Consider the following 16,538-nt stretch of genomic DNA (forward strand, 5'->3'; position numbering starts at 1 on the left):
GTACCAGCATTATTATCTTTGCCGGTAGCCAGCCTGGATTGAATAAAAATGTTAAACATCAGGAAGAAGCATGATCAACATTTGGTATTCCAGAAATACATTGTACAGCAAGCCAAATAGTAAACAATACCACAACAGATCAATTTGCTTTCTCAATTTAATCCAGGCTACGATTATAATAAACAGTGGGAGCGTAACGATATAAATGAGAAAGATGTTAAAAATAAAATCGAAAGTTTCGGTATAATGGTCTGTGATGAATACGGCAATGCCGATATGCATTAGCCAGACAAAGAAGGGAAGGATAAAGCATAAAAGATATTTCCAGACCAGTTTTATTTTCAATACTTCCGGATAGGCAGCACGATAGTTTCTGATGATCAGTACAATCATCAACACCGCGAGGGCCGTCAAAACTCCAAGCTGAATATACTTTAAAGTAATTGTATCTGCCCGGGTATTAATCCTGTTGGAAGAAATCAGCTTGTCAGTATCAAATTTCTGAATTTGAGTTCTTTCACCATTAACAAATGTCTTTTTAATAACGGTAGTGCTTGCTGTATCCAGATAAGTCCATACAGAATCTTCAATTCCATTTTTATAAAAACCTGTTATAAGTAAGTGATTTCCACTTTTCCTAATAAATTTACCATCCAAACGCGCTCCCTTAAATCGGAGTAAGTCCTGGTAACCTGGTGTTCTTAGCGTGAGAAAAGTAATCTTATCAAACGGCATTTCGCCTTGAATGGCGGGCATCTGTATGGGTATGTCCTTATCTATTTCTGTAAGGAAAAGGTTTTTATTGTAGTCATCTGATTTAACAGGCCGTTTGGTGGTTGTTATTTGATTAACTTCAACCACAGTTAGCGAATCAAAGCGATGGATAGTATATTCACCTTCATAGTCATTTGAATCCAGTAAAGCCTTTGAGTTAAAGAGTACGTACTGTGGTTGATCGAAAGTTTGAACATATCTTGGCATGCTAGTCGCACAAAATGCAAAAAGTACCACTATCGAAATCACATAGGGATGGATGAATTTGAGGTAAGGGGTAAAATCAATTGCTGTAATACGACGATTTACACTGTACCAGGCCAGTGGCAGAATGACCATAGCCACTAGATCAGTAGGGTCCACTATTCGTTGAACAGGCCAGAAATGAGCGCTGAAAAAATCAATAAATGTAGTAGCACAATCACTTTTCCAATAGGTAAACAATAGTCCGGTGAGGAAAAATATGAGCAACTTACGTTTAGGAAGTAAAGCCGACCAAAAAATAGGAAAGATAAATAACCCGCAAAAATCCGACAGTTTTCCTGTAAGAGTATTATGAAAAGCTCCTTTCAGGTAAAAATCGTTGACCATGAGCAGTAAAAGACAAGTGATGAAAGGTAAGGTAGTTAGCGGTTTTAATTGATTGGACATACGCATACTTAATTGGCTTTTCAATTGATACCGAAAAATAACTTTGGTAACCCATTTTATCAGTATCCTTCATTTTATCCTGGTAATAGTGAAATTATAAAACAAATGGTCTGAAAATTAGGTTCAATAAACTAAGAAAACTACCAGCCATCGATGCAAACCTAACACTTCCGGTTACTACTCTTGAAATATTTAAATGAGGCACAATATTTTGATTTTGAGAGAAAACGTGTGGAAGGGTATGAGAATATGAAGAAATCAACCAAATAATAGATACTTAAAGACTTATGAGAATAGAACTTCGAAAATCAACCTTAATATTATTGATGATGCTGGCATCAGCATCGCTTTACGCACAACTGCCGGAAGAAATACAGTGGAAATATCTGGTTAAAACTTACACGCCTGATAGTAGCCAAATGGTGCTTAGTCTGAACGGAAAACCACTGGATGGGAAATACAAAATCCCATTGGATGAGAATAGTTTTGCCTTATACACGATAAAAGACGGGATGATTAACGGGCAGGCCTTTTGGTATTCCAATGGTGGTCATTTAGAAGGTAAGCTCTATTACAAAAAGGGTGTAAGGGATGGCGTGAAAGAGAATTATGATAGCGATGGTAAGGTTTGGCTGCGCCAGGAATATAAAGATGGTAAGCAGCACGGCATTAATGAAATGTACGGTAATGGAAAGCTTGTCAATAAAACTGAATACAAAAATGGGAAGAAACATGGCTGGCATTACTCATACACGGATGAAAGGGTTACAACCGAGAGTTATTATGAAGATGGCATGCAGAATGGAGCTTACAAAAGTTACATGAGGGATGGTAAGCTTTCTATAGAAGCAAACTATAAAGATGATCAAAGACATGGCTTAACAACCATGTACGCAAATGGAGTCAAAAATATGGACTTTAACTATGAAAATGGCCAAAAGAATGGAGTTTCACATATGTACAAGCCTGATGGAAGCGTTATTTTTGAAAGCTATTATGTACTCGATAAAAAAGTAAGCAAGGCTGATTTTGAGAAATATCAGGAAGATTTAAAAAGGAAAACGGGAAAGAAATTGTAAGAACAAATTGTGGAATTTGAACTGATTAACTCGTTTTTGAAAAAATAATTTATGAGGAATACCTTGGTTCTGTAATATCTGATCATATATAAACTATTAATCGGTAATTAATAGTTTGAAATTTATATATTTATCTAACTTATGAATTAAATTAATAATTAACGATGGACAAAAGAGAGTACACGCTCAACGAATTTATTCTGGAAGCAGCAGAAGATCCCAATGAAAATGATTTCTTTGAATTAGAAAAACCAGCTTTACTGGAGGTCAACCTTAAAAACCAAAAGATCATGGCTAAGGCAGGATCAATGGTCGCCTACATTGGTAACATTGATTTCAAAAGAGAAGGTATGTTAAGTAAAGGACTGGGTGGATTGCTGAAAAAAGCAATATCCGGCGAAGGTACCTCTTTAATGTACGCCACCGGAAGCGGAAAGTTGTATTTGGCCGATGAAGGTAAAAAGGTGAAAATTATAAAACTGCAGAATGAAGCCATCTTTGTAAACGGAAACGATGTTCTGGCAATGGAAGAAAGCATTACAAATGAGATCAAAATGCTAAAAAGCGTAGCAGGAATGATGTCTGGCGGTCTGTTCCAGGTAAGGCTTTCTGGATCTGGTTACATTGCGATCACTACTCATGGAGAACCAATTCTACTTAAAGTAACTCCTGGTCAGCCCGTTTTTACCGATCCAAATGCGACCGTAGCATGGTCTGAGAACTTATCTCCACAAATAAAAACCAACTTAACCTTCGGCTCATTCATTGGCAGAGGTAGTGGCGAATCCTTTCAGCTCGAATTTATTGGCGAGGGATGGGTTTTGGTACAACCCTACGAAGAGGTAAAGTACGCGGCAAAATCTTAAGCTAAACAAAAGCGTTTCAGAATATTCTGGAACGCTTTTGTTTTAAAATGATAAATATTAGAAAAAACCCGCAACAGCATGTGGCTGGTTTTATTCTGTATGGGTGATTGATTCAATTAAAGCTTTATCGCAGTACAGGTGAGTACAGGATGGAAAATTGGTTTAAGCTTAATATTTTAGACTGAATAAGCGTTTCTTAAACCTGATAACCAATTTAACCAAATCAATATGCGATCCACTACTTCTATTAAACATGCTAAATGGTTTGCTAAAATCCTCCTGGTTTTTCTCTTCGCCGCTGTTACAGAAGATACACAGGCTGCTGGTTCTGATAAGATTGATCGTAAGGCGCTGGTAAGCCGTCACAATATAACAATCACTGATAAAAATCTAAAAGGACCTACACAAGTCGGCAATGGCGAGTTCGCCTATGGCTTCGATATCACAGGCATGCAAACCTTTACTGCTGCCGGAAATACCATGTCCAACTGGGGATGGCATGAGTTTCCTCTGCCAACAGCCGAAAAACCTACTGACTTTAAAGGCGGTAATTGGGACACTCAGGGAAGAATGATCCGTTATGACGTGTTCAACCCTTCACAAAATAAATTAATGAACTGGATGTGGGGCAATCCTCAACGGCTAAATTTAGGCAGATTCGGACTGGTACTTAAAAAGAAAGACGGTTCGCAAGCGGTATTGGCAGATCTGCAAAATGCCATTCAGCAAGTTAACCTGTGGACAGGCATTGTAACAAGCACTTTTGAGCTGGAAGGTAAAAAGATCAAAGTAACTACAGTAGGAGATCCTAAGCTGGACGCAGTAGCTGTGAAAATAGAGGCGGATGAACTGGGTGATGGCCGTATAGGGGTTTTTGTAGAATTTCCATATGCTTCCAGAGGTGAATTTGGTAATGGCGCAGATTGGAATAATCAGGATAAGCACCAAACGGATGCCATCTTGAAAAGTGATCATGCCAGCTTTCACCGCAAACTGGATAACGCGGAATATGATGTGAAACTACAATGGAAAACTAGAGCGAGTATTAAAAACACCAGAACCCATCGATATGAACTGACGCTTTCCGGAAATGAACCACTGGAAATTGGGATCTCATTTACTAAGATACCGGTTCAAACTGCATTGCCATCTTTCGATAAAACTCAGAATGAAAGCATTAAAAAATGGGAGAAGTTTTGGAACAGCGGTGGGGCAATAGATTTATCGGGCAGTAAAGATCCAAGGTGGAAGGAACTGGAACGCCGTATTGTGCTGTCGCAATATACAATGGCGATGAATGAGGCTGGCTCACTGCCTCCGCAAGAGAGTGGCTTGGTGAATAATGGCTGGTATGGCAAGTTTCACTTTGAAATGATCTGGTGGCACAGTACACACTATGCGTTATGGAACCGCTGGTCGCTGGTTAATCCTGGCTTGGATGTTTATGCTGATCATTTGGAATCCTCAAAGGAAAGAGCAAAAAATCAAGGTTATGAAGGTGCACGATGGCCTAAAACGATTGGCGATAAGACCAGGTGGGAGTGGCCAAACGAAATCAATCCGCTACTGATCTGGCAGCAGCCTCATCCCATTTTCTTTGCAGAACTGGATTACAGGGCACATCCAAATGCAAAGACATTGGCAAAATGGAAGGATATTGTCATGCAATCGGCCGATTTTATGGCTTCTTACGCATTTCTTAATAAAGAACAGGACCGTTATATTTTGGGTTATCCGCTACAGGTTGTTTCTGAGAATGCCGACCCGCGTACTACTTATAACCCAACATTTGAACTGAGCTACTGGCGTACGGGCTTGCGACTGGCCCAGGAATGGAGAAAGCGGTTGGGCATAGAAGAAAACCTGAAGTATGCAGAGGTGCTGAATAAACTATCGCCACTTCCTGTAAAAGATGGTTTCTATGTGTCCTGGGAGAACATTAACGACATGTGGAAGAACTATACATTTGAACATCCTGCACTTATTGGCGCCTATGGTATGCTTCCCGGTGACGGTGTGGATACAGCGACGATGAAAAGAACGTTAAAGAAAGTAGGAGAAACCTGGAAATTTGACCACACCTGGGGTTGGGATTTTCCTATGCTGTCTATGTGTGCTGCCAGATTGGGAGCGGGTGATAAAGCCGTCGACTATTTATTAAACTACCCGGGTTTTAGACTCGAAGAACATGGTTTGGTAGATGGAGGTGGTCCATTTCCTTATTTTCCGGGTAATGGTGGTTTACTTTATGCTGTCGCTATGATGGCTGCCGGATGGGATGGTGCCCCCGGTGGCAATGCCCCCGGCTTCCCTAAAGATGGATCCTGGACCGTTAAATGGGAGGGATTGAAAAAGGCACTTTGATATTAAATCCCTTAAATAGCTATAAAACAGATCTTATTTCTCTATATTGGCTTACTACTTAACTCAAAATTATGAAACTCTCCCTATTGTTTTTGCTGCTATGCTGCTTTACCGCATCCAATGCCCAGCTGTTAAAGCTCAAAAAGAAGCAGAAATTCAGCTATGAAGTTACCCGTTCAGATTTCATGAACAGCAGTCAATCCAGTATAAATCATACGTATAAAACCATCAATTTAGAGGTCGTAAACGCATCCGGAGGTGAATATTTACTTAAAGTAACCGAACCGATCCTCATAGAATCGACCTTTGGTAGGATCATAAACAGCAATTTACCGCTTAAGGAGCAAGACATCACATTTTCATCTGTCATGAACAAGATTCTGAGTGCCTCTGTTTATTATGTCAGAATAGACGAACATGCCAATATAAAGCGTATTGTTGGAGTTGACAGCATCAAAGAAAATATATTAAAAACGCTGAACGAGTTCAATGTGACTACGGGTATAGATCAAAAAATCCTGAGCGAACAGGGATTTAAAGACAGGCTGAGAATTATATTTCCAAATATGACGGTCATGGATAAAGACAGTGCCAGTTATGCAAAAGGTAAAACGGATGGGTTTGGATTTATAAATAATGCATCCGTAAAAAAAGAATATGAAACCCTGGATACCAATCGTTTTGTACAGAAAATTAGCAGAGATTCGAAAACAGGTCTGCTGGTTAACTTTCTATCAAACAACGAGTGGGTCACGAAGATGATCAGCAATGGGATTGTCCGTTATACAAGATCTGTTAAAAAAGTGAATTTACAGTCGTCAACGATAAAAAAACTAGGTTCAGGCCCGCTATTGTTGACGGAGACTAAGAAAACTTTAGACCTCGATAATTATTATACCCCGGCGTATGCCGCAGCAAGAAAAGTAGAAGACCTTAAAAATAAATTTCTCCAAAATAACGGAAAACCAGGGATGGATAAAGAGATCCAGCAGGAGCTGGATGTAATGGATCAGTCCTTTTCAAAATCTGACTATCCCTATTGGGCAGCACGTGTCGAGATCGCCGGCTACATTCATGACGAAAATTATAAGAACTACTACAGTATGGTGCCATACGAATACTTCAGGAGGGATTTCTTTGTCATGCAGAAAATGCTTTATGAATTCAGGGACAACAATACTGAAAAGCTCAATACAGGCTTAAAGATCGTTTTCACGAAATTTGCGGAAGACAGCAAACATGGGTATCCGTTAAATGTACATATATTGGATGAATTGGTTCACAATGCCATGGCGGAGAAAATACGGACGACCAGCCAGGCAGATTCAATCCAGGCCATGCTCAATTTAATCAAAGGGACAGAGCAGCTGCAAATCAGCCAGGTAAATACTTTGTTTGCGGGTCTTAAGGCGTATGCAGAAGCTAAACTCGCCAGTAACGAAAAAGAGCTTACTGCCTTGGCTAACCTACCGCTCAATGGGGTTTATGATAAGCATTCCAGATACCGTTTGCTGATCTATGATGAGATGACAAAAAAGAAGGTGTCAGATTCTATCCGGAGTACCTATCTGGACTATACCATTGAACAGCTTAAAAATGAACTGTCAGATCAATCGTTAATAGAACAGCTGTCCATCAATCGTAAATTTCTTTCTGATGCCTATTACAGAAAAAGCACGTCAGATCAAAAGTCACGCGCTTCTTACCTGGGCCTGGCAAGCGACTATATGCCCAGTCTGAGCGACAGAACAAATGGAAGTGGAGAACTGGACCGTGAATTTGCGTTCCTGCCTGAAATAAACTATACCCAATTATTACTTGCAGAATCGGGCAATGGAAAAATGTCAGAAGCGCAAAAACTGGAGAAATTTGTAGACCTGGTTATCCTTGAGCCTGAACGTTATGCCGCCCTGAAAGAAAGCTATCATCGGGCATTTCCAAACGGTAATTTTAAAGATTTTTTTAATAAGGCACTTAAAACAAAGCTTCCTCAAACACCTCCTTTTGAACTTAACGAGATCTCAGGTAAAAAGCTCAGCAATAAAGACCAGCAGCGCAAGTTTATCTTTGTTGATTTCTGGGGTACCTGGTGTGGTGCCTGTATTCAGGAAATTCATAAAATAGATGCCCTTTATCTGACTAATAAGCAACCTGAAAAATTAATGGTTACTACCATCGCCTGCCTCAACAAAGAAGAAGATGTTAAAGCATTTATGAAGCAGAAAAAATACAGTTACCCGGTATTGATGTCTTCCGGATTTACAGAGCAGGACTTTAAAATAAGTGCTTATCCTACTAAACTCCTATTGCTTCCAAATGGCGTGTATGTGGATATTCCTTTTAACAACGATTACCAGGCGGTATTGGATAAATACATGAATTGGGATATTTAATAACTATAAAAAGCGCAGCTTTTCCTCTTCCAGATCGAGGTAATTGAGCTGTTTTCGGATCACATCTTCATCAAGGGTCTCTTCTTCACTGTTTTTCTTCAGCAGCCATTGTCTTTGCTGATTGATCAGATCAAGATATACAGCTTTAGACTCTTTAGCTAAATGACCATCATCAGCCAGCTGATCCTTGCTTTCCCACTTTTTTGCAACCTGTTGAAGAAAGGGCTGCTGGCTTAACTGTTCTTTGTAATTTGTCTTTAAATGGGACAGTGCGAATTCGGCCATTTGTTTCCGGATCAGTGCATCTGCCTCTTCTTCAGGTAGGGTATTGTCAAAGTTAGGCAGCCTGATCTTTTTAAGGAGGTAAGGCAAAGTAAGTCCCTGCAATAACAAGGTAACCAGAATAACAATAAAGGTGATGAAAAGGATTAGGTTACGCTGAGGGAATGCTGTGCCATCTGCCAGGTGGACGGGTATTGATAACGCAGCTGCCAATGATACCACACCCCGCATACCTGTCCAGCCGAGAACCAGGGGAACCTTGTAACCCGGATTTCTATCATCAGCCACAGTAATAAAATTTCTGGCAATAAGTGTAACAAGGACTGCCCCATAGGCTGATAACATTCTGCCCACTATTAAAACAGCAGTAATCAATAGACCATAACCAATAGCAGAAGAAATACTGACCTCGCCAAGTCCGGCTGTAATTTCCGGAAGCTCCAGTCCGATAAGGGTGAAAACCAAACCATTTAATATAAAACAGAAACTTTCCCAGACATTGACTCCCCGCAGACGGGAACTGTTGCTTAGAAAAACGTGCCGCTTTTGTGATAACAACAATCCTCCGCTTACAACCGCCAGTACACCAGAAGTATGGACTTCTTCTGCAGCAATATACATAAGGTAAGGCGTGATAATGCTCAGTGCAGTATCTGTATTTGCATCTGTCGGCAAATATTTATGGATCTTCATAAATATGAAGCCTACTGCCAAACCGATACCAACACCACCGATCAGCATCCAGGAGAAACTCAGTGCAGCCTCAGTCCAGATAAACTGGCCGGTAGCCACTGCAATCAATGCAAAACGGAAGATGATCAGTGATGAAGCATCATTTAGCAGGCTTTCACCTTCCAGCACGGATGACATGCGTTTGGGTACCTTAACAAACTTCAATATTGCACTTGCGCTTACCGCATCTGGCGGGGAGACAATACCGCCAAGTAAAAATCCCAATGCCAGCGAAAAGCCCGGGATAAAATGATTGGCTGCAAAGGCAATCGAGAGTGCCGTAAGAAATACCACTACAAAAGCAAAGCTGCCGATGATACGCCGCCATCTCCAGAGCTCTTTCCATGAAATGGCCCATGAGGCTTCGTAAAGCAAAGGCGGCAAAAAAATGATAAAGATCAGCTCGGGATCAATATGAACTACTGGAAAGCCGGGAACAAAACTAATGCCCAGACCGGCCACAACCAATAGGACAGGATAAGCCACCTTTATTTTGTTGGCCAGCATAATGAGCAGTACAATCGCTACAATAAGCCCCAGGTAAAATGGAAAGTCTTCCAGCATTTAATGTTTTTGTCCTTTGTTGATTTTAAATAAATGTAATATTTGGGGAAACAGCGCATCCATACTTTCCGCTACACCGCTTTTTGATCCCGGAAAGGTAAGCACAAGTGTTTCGCCAATAAACCCTGCAATGCCCCTTGATAACATCGCATAAGGCATCCGTTCCTGGCCATATCTCCGGGCAGTTTCCATAATACCGTCAATCTTGCGCTCAATCAATGGGGCAATGGCGTCCGGAGTAACATCTCTGGGAGATAATCCTGTTCCACCGGTAAATAGCAAAAGCTGGTGCTCCGGCCCCGAAAGTGCTGCTGCCTTTTCGCGGATCAGGTCAGCATGGTCCGGTAAAATTTCATAATGGATGGTATCAATTCCGAATTGCTCCAGTCTGGAGATTATGGCCTTGCCGGAAACGTCTTCAGCATTCTTTTCAAAAATAGAATCAGAGCATACGATAACAGCCGCTTTAATTTCCGGGAACAGGGAGTTTTTAAGATCTGATTTTCCGCCAGACTTTTTAAGCAGGCGTATATTCTGGATCTCAACACCTTTGTCAATCGGTTTAAGCATGTCATACATGGTGAGCGCTGTTACAGACGCACCATGCATGGCTTCAACCTCAACACCGGTTTTGTAAATGGTATGCACTTCAACGGTTATAATAATATTGAGCCCCTCAATTTCATAACTGATCGCAGTATATTCAATAGGGAGCGGGTGGCAATCCGGAATTACATCGCTGGTTCTTTTTACGCCAAATAAACCTGCCGCACGGGCAAATTCAAAAACATCCCCTTTAGGTATTTTTCGTTGTATAATGGCATCCACAGTTTCCTGTTTAGAAACTTTAACCGTTGCCGTTGCAATAGCGATCCTTAGCGTGCTCGATTTCTTTGTTATGTTTACCATGTCAGATGTTCTCTTTCCATTGATGCGTATCGTTATCGAATAGTTCTTTACCCCAGATCGGTAGTTCTGCCTTTAACCGTTCAACAAGCTCTGAACACGCATCAATTGCAGGTTTTCGATGTGCCGATGAGGTAAATACAAACAAGCAGATCTGTCCGGCTTTGACTGTGCCAAGGCTATGGTATACATGCATACAGTTAAGGGGATATTTCTCAAAAATATCTTCACGGATCTGATGCATCTTTTCTAAAGCAAGTTCTTCATAAGCGGTATAAGCAATGGCATCAACAAGCTTGCCGTCTACCTCATCCCTTCTTACCTGCCCCATAAATATACTGTGACCGCCAATTGCTGTTTTTGAACCGTGTTTGGCGATGCTGTCGGCTATGAATGCCGGATCAATTGGTCCGGCAACAAATATGTTCTTGATTTTTTTCTCGCTCATATCAGGTCGTTGAAAAGTAATCTCTCCATTTAATGATCCCGCCTTTCAGGCTGTATAAATTTTTACTGTCACCATATTTCTCCTGCAGTGCTTCGGCTGCGGCAACACTTCTTATTCCATGCTGACAGATCAATACAATATTTTCTGCATCAATATCAGCCAATAGAAAATTGTCAAATTCAGACATGGGGACCTGGGTAAATATTTCTTTGTTTAAAATAGGAACCTCATGGCGTTCACGCACATCGATGAGTAATACTGATCTTTCCTGCTGCAGTGCCTGCAGCTGATCCGCATTGATTTCTGTATAACCTGTAGATAACCCACAGGAGTCCTGGTATTCCATTTTTAGAAAGTCTGTTTTAGTTTTTGGCAGTGTATAATCCTGGGCTGGGCTGATGCTCATTTTATACTGTGCCTGTGTTAATAAATTGTAGTGCAGAAGTTCGTTAATTAGCGGCTTTCCGATGCCTGTGATTAATTTAATGGTCTCTGCAGCAGCCATAGTCCCTATAATTCCAGGTAGTACACCTAAAACTCCATTTTCGGCACAGTTTGGAATTTCTCCTGCTCCTGGCTGCACAGGAAACAGATCCCGGTAATTCGTACGCAGACCCTGATCATCAGCAACATTAAGTATGGCCAGTTGTCCCTCGTATCCCGAAACGGCAGCAAATACCAAAGGTTTGCTGAGCAGGGCGCAGGCATCATTGATCAGGTATCTCGATTCAAAGTTATCCGTTCCGTCCAGAATAAGGTCATAGTTTTCCAATAGGTCCAGTACATTATTTTTGGTAACAGAAATGGGATAGGTAACGATATCAATCCCGGGATTCATCTCCCGTAGTCTATTCGCAGCAACAGCTGTCTTTAACTGCCCTACATCAGCAGTGCTGAACAAGATCTGGCGGTGTAAATTGGATAAGGAAATGTGATCATCATCAGCAATACCGATGTGGCCCACACCTGCGGCGGCAAGATACTGAAGGGCCGGACAGCCAAGGCCACCCGCTCCAATGACCAGCACTTTTGCAGCTAACAACCGAAGCTGCGCTTCTTTACCAAATCCACTGAGGATAATCTGCCTGTTGTATCTTTCTGATTCCATTATATTTATCCTCCGGAAAATGGCGGCATGATCGCTACAGTATCGTGGTTGGCAATTTCACAATTTTGCTGAACAATCTGCTTGTTTAGGGCCAGTTTATATTTCATGCCCGATAATTTAGGAAAGGAACTTTCCAGGTATACTTTCAGATCATCGGTATGGGTAATGCCAGAAATCTCAAGCTTTTGAGGTTTTATAAACTCAGATATCTTTCCAAAACTAATGATCTCAATTTCCATAGTGCTAATTTATAACTTTTCCCTGATCCGGACACGGCCTTCACCTTTGTATTTGCAGATCCAAAGAATAAGGTGGAGCGTATGGATGCAATTTTAATCCGGTAATAGCATCACAGTTACCGAATCTCCGGCGTTAAATTCCTGCTGCTCTTCATTTAATAGTATGAGGCAATTTGCTTGTGCAAAAGAACTTAAACGGAAAGATTCCTGCGCATTTAGCGGAGTTGCTTTGCCATGCTCATATTTACCCTTTAAGAAGTGAGTGAGTCCGGCCGGCTTTTTATGATCCTGACTAAGTTCTGCTGTGATCTCTTTTACAGTGTTTTGTTTTTGCGATAGATCTTTTAGCGCAGGTAACACATAATTGTAATAACAGCTCAGCACGGAGGATGGATTTCCCGGTAATCCGAAGATGAGTTTCTGATCCTTCCTGCCAAAAAATAGCGGCTTGCCAGGCTTTTGCTTTACTTTATGGAATATTTGTTCAATGCCGCATCGCGTTGAGGCTTCAATCACAAAGTCGTAATCTCCTACACTTACCCCGCCGGTAAGGAGAACAACATCACTATTTTCTAACGCAGACTGGAGGATGTTTGTTAATATCTCCAGGTTATCATCGGCCTCCATAACTTCGACCATATGAATACCTTCGCCTTTTAAGGCTGCAGAAAGGGAGTAGGAATTGGATTCATACACCTGACCAAGGCTCAATTCGAGTCCGGGTTGCTGCAGCTCTTTGCCGGTAACGATAATGGCCACTTTTGGCATCGGGAAAACCACAACCGTTGTAATACCAATTCCAGCAAGAAAACCAATGGCTGCAGGGCTAAGCAGATTTCCTTGCTGCATGGCAAGTTCACCGGCTTTAACCTCAGAGCCTATACCACGCACATTTGATCCCAACCGGAGCTGCACATCGTGAAGAATGATCTTGCCATTGGCCTTACTGATCTTTTCCTGCATAACCACGGTATCTGCCCCGTCTGGAAGCGGTGCGCCTGTAAATATTCTGCTGGTTTCACCGCTTTTAATGGGAAAGGAGTGAGGTGTTCCCGCAGCCATTTCGCCAACCAGGTTCAGCTCCTTTTTATGGTCCTCAAAAATAAGTGCGTAACCATCCATAGACGACTGCCTAAACGCAGGAATGTCATAACGGGCAAAGATATCCGCTGCCAAAACATATCCGGAAGCATCTTTTAGACTTACCTCAATGGGCATCAATGGCGTGGTACATTCAGAAATCAGTTGTTTGGCTTCACTAACAGTTATCATATTTAATTTATCCTCCAATGGTAATCATTGATCTGTTATGGATTAAATCGGCTTCAAGTTTTTCAAAATGAGTGGTTAACTGACCACCAAGTTCTTTTTTCTTGCTCCATATAGATGCCCTGATCAGCGGAAGCACGTCTTCCTGTTTTCTCAGTGCACTGAGCAGATCGGTTTCGCCATCAGAAAAAAGACAGTTTTTGAGTTTCCCATCTGCCGTTAGCCTCATCCTGTTGCAGGTGCTGCAAAAAGGGGCAGTCATGGTACTGATGATCGCAAATGAACCTTCATGTCCCGGGATCATAAAGCTTTTAGCCGTATCGTTTGGTTCCGCCTTAACAGGAAGCACAGTAAAATCCTTTTCTATGGCCGCCAGGATCTCTTCCAGCGAGAACATCTTGTTACTTGTCCATTTGTTTCCGCTAAATGGCATAAATTCAATAAAGCGGATCTGTATGGGATTGTGTTTGGTCCAGGTGATAAAGTCCGTAATTTCCAGATCATTAAGACCTTTCATAACCACCATATTGATCTTCACTTTGATCTTGTGCTGTAAAAGCAATTCAATGTTTGCCCGGATCTGGTGAAACAGGTCTCTGCGGGTAATCATGAAAAACTTCTCGGGCTGGAGTGTGTCCAGGCTAATGTTTATGGTTTTTATCCCTGCTTCTTTTAATACAGGCAGCATCTCAGCAATGCGTGTCCCATTGGTGGTCATGACCAGTTCTACAGGAAGCTTTCCCAGCGCAGAAATGATCTCCGCAGCATCTTTACGTACCAGGGGTTCTCCGCCGGTAAGCCTTATTTTTTTTACCCCTTGCGCGACAAATATTTTCGCAAGCTGAATGATCTCCTGGGTCTGCATGAGCCTGGATGCAGGGGTAAAGTCATATTCCTCTTCAGGCATACAATAAAAGCAGCGAAAGTTACAGTTATCGGTTAGCGATATCCGCAGGTAATCATGCACACGTCCAAAAGAATCCGCTATCATTTATTGTGAATTAAATTAGTATAATCTGTTTCCGTATCGATATCAATATGACCAAGCTCAAACGCAATGGTGTCAATGTCGTCAGGATGTTGTTTAAGTATATGTTTTGCACCATGATTTCCGGTTAGCGATAAAAGCTGATGAAAATACTTTTTGTTAAACAGTACGGGGCTGCCTATTGTTTGTGCATAACTGCTGGCAACCATGCTTTTACCATTGAGTTCGCGCTGGGCAACGAGTTTTTCAAAAATAGCATGGGTTATAAAGACCTGATCAGCAACAGCAATGATTACATTTTGGATGTCCGGTTGGCTATTTAACAGGGCCAGGATCCCGGCAGAAATACTGGATGACATACCATCCTGCCAACGCTCATTGATGATGCAGGTGATGCCTTCCTGGCTTTGCTGTTCTAAAATAGTATCTGAATATGCACCAAGAACGACAATGACAGGTTTATAAGTCGTTTTTAAAGCTTCATCACAAACAATTTGCAGCAGTGTTTTACCCTGGTACGTTAAAAGCTGTTTAGGCTTTCCCAGTCTGCTGGAATTGCCGGCAGCCAGTATGATGATGCCCGTACTCATAAGCTGGCTTTAACCTGCTGGAAGTGAATAGATTCTTTTTTTTCTTTCAGGAACCTGGCAGATGCACCGGTAAAAACGGATTTAATTTCTGAAATGATAGAAATGGCGATCTCTTCGGCGGTCTCCGCACCAATGTCAAGTCCCACCGGGCCATGTATTCTGGATGCGTGTTCCGGAGTATTCAGGTTCAGTTCATCCAGCATTCTAACCAGTTTCTTTTTAGGTCCCAAAGTTCCGATGTAAGGAGCCTTAGTGTTTAAAAGAAAATTTAGTAATTCAGTGTCATAGTTATAGTTGTGCGTCATCAGCACAAAAGCAGTTTGTTCGTCGATCTCAATTTGTGATAAAAGCTGGGCTGGCTTAACCACCAATACCTGGCTGGCGTTTGGAAAACGTTGTGAAGACGCATGTGCCGGTCGCCCGTCAGCAACAATTACATTCCAGCCCAGTAGGTAAGCTATTTCAGCCAAAGGCTGCGCGTCATTTCCAGCACCTGCAATAACCAGTGAGATAGGCGGTCTAATAAATTCTAAGAACGCATCTACAGGTCCGCTTTCCAAAGTATAAACTTTAAAAGCTGTAGTTTTATTAGACAGTGCTTCGATTGAATCTTCAATAATCTCCTTATGAAGGAGGACAGGAGCTTTTGATTGTAAGCTTTTTTCCCGGTAAAGCATGCTGGTTCCTGGATGCGTTTTACTTTCAAGTGAAAATAAGGTGGTCAATACACCATTTTCCCGTTCGCGATGTAATGAACTTAAGAAAGAGATTGGGTTATGTTCATCTGATGAATTAATGGGCTCAAAAAGAATATGGACAATGCCATTACATCCAAGCTGCACACCAAATTTTGCATCATCTTCATCTGTTGTATCATACGTAACCAATTTATTCTCTTGTTGTACAATGGCAGAAAGTGCTTTTCTCAACGCATCGCCTTCCAGGCAGCCACCGCTAATTGCACCAGTCAATTGGCCATCTTCTGTAATGAGCATTCGCGCACCAGGCCGCCTGTAAGAAGATCCTTCAACTTTTACAACAGTGGCAAGGGCAGCACGTTTATTTTCTTTTTCTGCTTTTTGGTAAGCCTTAAGTATATCAGCGATTTCTTTCATAGAATAATCAATGGATACTGCAATTTAACCATTTCAATACACAGTACCGATATTTCATTGATTAAATTATCCTTGATACTGATTTACAGTCAATCTCTTTTTTCAAAGGTAGGAGGTATGAATTTACTTTTTTACGATTTTCATGCAGATGCTTATGAAACAGAAGGATA

The 16,538-nt window shown here is 41.5% G+C and carries 14 protein-coding genes; 4 read left to right on the forward strand and 10 right to left on the reverse strand.

What is annotated here, in order from left to right; genetic code table 11:
* Window positions 1-51: 51 nt before the first annotated feature.
* Window positions 52-1,425 carry a hypothetical protein gene (locus ATK78_RS00700; RefSeq protein ID WP_133574149.1) on the reverse strand — a complete coding sequence of 458 codons (1,374 nt, stop codon included), beginning with the start codon at window positions 1,423-1,425 and terminating at the stop codon, window positions 52-54.
* Window positions 1,426-1,712: 287 nt separating this feature from the next.
* Between ATK78_RS00700 and ATK78_RS00705 the strand changes: the two genes are divergently transcribed.
* The 4 genes from ATK78_RS00705 to ATK78_RS00720 all read left to right on the forward strand — a co-directional run bounded on the left by ATK78_RS00705 (window position 1,713) and on the right by ATK78_RS00720 (window position 8,127).
* Window positions 1,713-2,504 carry a toxin-antitoxin system YwqK family antitoxin gene (locus ATK78_RS00705; protein ID WP_243732394.1) on the forward strand — a complete coding sequence of 264 codons (792 nt, stop codon included), beginning with the start codon at window positions 1,713-1,715 and terminating at the stop codon, window positions 2,502-2,504.
* A 164-nt stretch (window positions 2,505-2,668) separates the two neighbouring features.
* Complete coding sequence (locus ATK78_RS00710; protein WP_133574150.1) at window positions 2,669-3,370, forward strand: AIM24 family protein; 702 nt, start codon at window positions 2,669-2,671, stop codon at window positions 3,368-3,370.
* Window positions 3,371-3,598: 228 nt separating this feature from the next.
* Window positions 3,599-5,734, forward strand: a complete 2,136-nt coding sequence (locus tag ATK78_RS00715) for a hypothetical protein (protein WP_133574151.1) — start codon at window positions 3,599-3,601, stop codon at window positions 5,732-5,734.
* A 71-nt stretch (window positions 5,735-5,805) separates the two neighbouring features.
* The gene (locus ATK78_RS00720) at window positions 5,806-8,127 is read left to right on the forward strand and encodes a TlpA family protein disulfide reductase (protein ID WP_133574152.1); all 2,322 of its coding nucleotides are present in this window, start codon (window positions 5,806-5,808) and stop codon (window positions 8,125-8,127) included.
* 3 nt (window positions 8,128-8,130) lie between these two features.
* Here ATK78_RS00720 and ATK78_RS00725 read toward each other — a convergent pair whose 3' ends face one another.
* The 9 genes from ATK78_RS00725 to ATK78_RS00765 all read right to left on the reverse strand — a co-directional run bounded on the left by ATK78_RS00725 (window position 8,131) and on the right by ATK78_RS00765 (window position 16,368).
* Window positions 8,131-9,705: a Na+/H+ antiporter gene (locus ATK78_RS00725; RefSeq protein ID WP_133574153.1), complete on the reverse strand. Its 1,575-nt coding sequence runs from the start codon at window positions 9,703-9,705 to the stop codon at window positions 8,131-8,133.
* The gene (gene moaCB / locus ATK78_RS00730) at window positions 9,706-10,614 is read right to left on the reverse strand and encodes a bifunctional molybdenum cofactor biosynthesis protein MoaC/MoaB (RefSeq protein WP_133574154.1); all 909 of its coding nucleotides are present in this window, start codon (window positions 10,612-10,614) and stop codon (window positions 9,706-9,708) included. It abuts the gene before it with no gap.
* A 1-nt stretch (window position 10,615) separates the two neighbouring features.
* A complete protein-coding gene (locus ATK78_RS00735; protein ID WP_133574155.1) occupies window positions 10,616-11,059 on the reverse strand; it encodes a molybdenum cofactor biosynthesis protein MoaE in 444 nt (147 codons plus the stop codon).
* Window position 11,060: 1 nt separating this feature from the next.
* A complete protein-coding gene (locus ATK78_RS00740) occupies window positions 11,061-12,167 on the reverse strand; it encodes a ThiF family adenylyltransferase (protein WP_133574156.1) in 1,107 nt (368 codons plus the stop codon).
* A 5-nt stretch (window positions 12,168-12,172) separates the two neighbouring features.
* Complete coding sequence (locus ATK78_RS00745; RefSeq protein ID WP_133574157.1) at window positions 12,173-12,406, reverse strand: MoaD/ThiS family protein; 234 nt, start codon at window positions 12,404-12,406, stop codon at window positions 12,173-12,175.
* A 93-nt stretch (window positions 12,407-12,499) separates the two neighbouring features.
* The gene (locus tag ATK78_RS00750) at window positions 12,500-13,678 is read right to left on the reverse strand and encodes a molybdopterin molybdotransferase MoeA (RefSeq protein ID WP_133574158.1); all 1,179 of its coding nucleotides are present in this window, start codon (window positions 13,676-13,678) and stop codon (window positions 12,500-12,502) included.
* A gap of 7 nt (window positions 13,679-13,685) precedes the next feature.
* A complete protein-coding gene (moaA, locus tag ATK78_RS00755) occupies window positions 13,686-14,666 on the reverse strand; it encodes a GTP 3',8-cyclase MoaA (RefSeq protein ID WP_133574159.1) in 981 nt (326 codons plus the stop codon).
* Window positions 14,663-15,253 carry a nucleotidyltransferase family protein gene (locus ATK78_RS00760; protein WP_133574160.1) on the reverse strand — a complete coding sequence of 197 codons (591 nt, stop codon included), beginning with the start codon at window positions 15,251-15,253 and terminating at the stop codon, window positions 14,663-14,665. Before ATK78_RS00760 ends, moaA begins: the two co-directional genes overlap by 4 nt.
* Window positions 15,250-16,368 (reverse strand): XdhC family protein, encoded by a 1,119-nt coding sequence (locus ATK78_RS00765; protein ID WP_133574161.1) that lies wholly within the window; start codon window positions 16,366-16,368, stop codon window positions 15,250-15,252. The genes ATK78_RS00760 and ATK78_RS00765 overlap by 4 nt, the downstream gene beginning before the upstream one ends.
* Between the last annotated feature and the right edge of the window lie 170 nt (window positions 16,369-16,538).

This window comes from Pedobacter metabolipauper (assembly GCF_004362715.1).
GTDB lineage: Bacteria > Bacteroidota > Bacteroidia > Sphingobacteriales > Sphingobacteriaceae > Pedobacter > Pedobacter metabolipauper.